This is a genomic window from Streptomyces sp. SM1 (assembly GCF_002910825.1).
Taxonomy (GTDB): Bacteria; Actinomycetota; Actinomycetes; order Streptomycetales; family Streptomycetaceae; genus Streptomyces; species Streptomyces okerensis.
Window position 1 is genome coordinate 1 of sequence record NZ_NEUB01000908.1, and the last position, 3,034, is coordinate 3,034.

General features: G+C 68.1%; 4 protein-coding genes. 2 read left to right on the forward strand and 2 right to left on the reverse strand.

All coding sequences use genetic code 11. The annotated features are described in order from the left end of the window. On the reverse strand, positions 1-329 hold a 329-nt coding region (locus tag B9S61_RS30565; RefSeq protein ID WP_181007547.1), incomplete at its 3' end, for a transposase. Between B9S61_RS30565 and B9S61_RS30570 the strand changes: the two genes are divergently transcribed. Then, positions 312-1,211: an acyl-CoA dehydrogenase family protein gene (locus B9S61_RS30570; RefSeq protein WP_258039938.1), complete on the forward strand. Its 900-nt coding sequence runs from the start codon at positions 312-314 to the stop codon at positions 1,209-1,211. The two genes, B9S61_RS30565 and B9S61_RS30570, sit on opposite strands and share 18 nt — an antisense overlap. Before the next feature lie 90 nt (positions 1,212-1,301). On the opposite strand, the gene B9S61_RS30575 is transcribed toward B9S61_RS30570, so the two are convergent. Next, positions 1,302-1,586 carry a hypothetical protein gene (locus B9S61_RS30575; protein WP_146064999.1) on the reverse strand — a complete coding sequence of 95 codons (285 nt, stop codon included), beginning with the start codon at positions 1,584-1,586 and terminating at the stop codon, positions 1,302-1,304. A 206-nt stretch (positions 1,587-1,792) separates the two neighbouring features. On the opposite strand from B9S61_RS30575, the gene B9S61_RS30580 reads away from it, so the two are divergent. Continuing rightward, a complete protein-coding gene (locus tag B9S61_RS30580) occupies positions 1,793-2,998 on the forward strand; it encodes an ISAs1 family transposase (protein WP_103542832.1) in 1,206 nt (401 codons plus the stop codon). Positions 2,999-3,034 lie beyond the last annotated feature (36 nt).

Here is a 3,034-nt window from a genome sequence, read left to right on the forward strand (position 1 = left end):
GCCTTGATCAGCCCGGCCTCGCGGCAGTGCTCGACGAGCCTGTCGAAGAGCGTCCGTTCCAGGCCGTGCCCGACCAGCCGGGCACGGAACTTCGACAACGCGGAGAAGTCGAAGCCGGCATCGGACAGCTCCGTGCCCAGCGCGTACTTCCACGAAAGACGGTCCCGTGACGCGTCCGCGGCCTGCCGGTCGGTGAGGTTCTCGGTGAACTGCAGCACCGTCACCAGGGCAAGCAGCGCCGGGGACTGGGCGGGAGCCCCACGGCTGGGAAACGCATCGGTGAACAACGCGTCGTCGAAGACCTCGGCAAGGTGGTCACGCAGGCGCATGGGCAGGCTGCCACCGGGGAAGGCGGCGCGAGCCGTCCTGGCGGTCTGCTCAGGAACGGGCGGCAATCCCCCCGGCCGCATGGACACCGCACCGACCCCCTACGGCCGGGGCATACAGAACGACCGCACCAACGATCATGCCGGGCCGCCCCGCACCCCTGCAGGCAATTCAGCAACAGAGTCATCCGCGGCACCAAAGCGTTCGTGACCAACGGGATGAACGCGGACTTCATCGTCACCGCGGTCCGGACGGCGTACGGCCCGGCTCCGGCCACCGGCTCCGGCAACATCTCCCTCTTCGTGATCGACGCACACGCGCCGGGCGTGACCCGGACCCCCGTCGAGAAGCTGGGGTGGCACTGCTCCGACACCGCGACCGTGCACTTCGAGGACGTCCAGGTGGACGACAGCAGGCTCCTCGGCCGGAAGAACTCCGGGTTCATGTGGATCATGAAGGCATTCCAGCTGGAGCGGATCGCGGCCGCTGTCCTGGCCATCGGCGAGGCGGACCGCGCGCTGGAACTGGCCCGGCGGTACACCGGTGAGCGCCGGGTCTTCGGCAAGGCGCTCGCGGATCACCAGGTGGTGCGGCACCGACTGGCCGAGCTGATGAGCCATGCGGAGGCGGCGCGCCAGCTCACCTACCACGCGGCCTGGCTGCACAGCCGGGGAAAGCTGGCGATGTCCGAGTGCGCCATGGCGAAACTGCGCGCCACCGAGCTGGCCGTGGACGTGACGGGACAGTGCCTCCAGCTCTTCGGCGGGCACGGCTACCTCGATCGGACCCCGATCGCCCGCCTCTTCCGGGACACACGGCTGGACACGATCGCCGGCGGTGCCAGCGAGATCATGCGGGAGATCATCGCCGACACCGATCTGTGACGACCGCCGCCCGGAACGAGCCCTCGCCGGAAGTCCCGGCGAACCGGCGGTAATAGACCTCGATCACCCAGACTTCCGGCGGAGTCGAACTCAGCACTTCTGCAAGACGAAGCAACCCCACCGGAAGTAGCCCACTGTCAGACAGGTGAAGGTCGCACCGGGCGCCACGGGCGTCGAGGCCGCGTAGTCGGTGAGGTTGATCAGCACGTCGCAGGAGAACACATGGCCCAGACGCCGGAGGTTGTCGAGGTAGAACGTCTCCCGTACGGCGCGCAGCTCCCGCATGAGACCGCGCTGGATCAGCATGTTGTAGTTGCCGCAGAAGACCTTCTCCATCTTCTCCAACGGGAACTCCGGCGGGATGGCCCGCCACAACTTGCCCAGTGTTCTTGATGGAGTTGTCCACGAAGGCGAGCACGCCGAAGGACAGGGGCATTGCGCGATTGGGATTGGTCCGGTTCGTCGGTCTCGTCAGTGACGTGGCGTCATGTCCGTTGTGTGGCAAGGGACCCCGGAGAGCAGAGCAGGCACGGTGCTGGTGATCATGTGGTTGTCGAGACCCATGAGAACCGAGCGAGACCGTGCCTGCCCGAACATCATCGCCCATCCCTTCCGCGCTGGAGCAACTGGGCTCCCCGACTGATCCCCTCACCTCAAGCGATGTCGCTGACCTGCGGCGTTTCCTGATTCTGGTCGCCGATCCCCGCGATGCGCGAGGGCTGCGGTATCCGGCCCTCGCGTTGCTGTGCGCGGCCGTCTCGGCGGTGCTGACCGGGGCCCGGTCGCTCATCGCGATCAGCGAGTGGATCACGGATGCCCCGCAGCATGTGCTGGGTGTCCTCGGCTTCGCTGCCGATCCGCTTACCGGTCTGCGGCCGGTGCCGCACGCCGCAACCGTGCGCCGCCTGCTGCAGCGTGTGGACGGTGACGCGCTGGATGCGGCGATCAGCGCGTATCTGCAGGCCAGAACGCCGCCCCCGGTCGAGCCGGACGCGGAGGAGGGGCCGGTGCGACGGGTGATCGCGGTCGACGGCAAGGTGGTCCGCGGATCGCGAACCCAGACGGCCGCCGCGATCCAGCTGCTGGCGGCGATGGACCACCACGGCGTTGTCCTGGCCCAGCGGCAGGTCGCTTCCAAGAGCAACGAAATCCCCTCCTTCGCACCGTTGCTGGACGGACTCGAGCTGGCGAACACGGTGGTGACCGCCGACGCCCTGCACACCCAGCACGACCACGGGGCCTATCTGACCCGTCGCGGCGCGCACTACGTGGCCGTCGTGAAGAAGAACCATCCGGGCCTGTATGCCCAGGTCAGAACGCTGCCCTGGCGGGACATCCCGCTCGGGCACCGCACGCGCGACCACGCCCACCACCGCGACGAGGTCCGCCGGCTCAAGGCCGCCGCATTCAGCCACCTCGACTACCCCGGCGCCCACCAGGCCATCCAAGTCGTGCGCTGGCGACGCGACATAAGCGCCGGGAAGCTGACCATCGAGCGCGTCTACCTGATCACCAGCCTGACCGTTTTCGACGCCACCTGCACCGAGCTCGCCACCTGGATCAGAGGCCACTGGGGTATCGAGAACCTCCTGCACCACGTCCGGGACCGCACGTTCCGCGAGGACGACTCCAAGGTCCGCACCGGCACCCTGCCCCGCTCCATGGCCTCCCTGCGCAACCTCGCCATCAGCGTCTTCCGCCAGGACGGCCAGACCAACATCGCCGCCGCCCTCCGCCACACCGGCCGCGACTACCACCGGCCCCTACGAGCCCTCGGCCTCACGTGACGAACCCAGACAGATCTCGATCATGCAATGACCCTG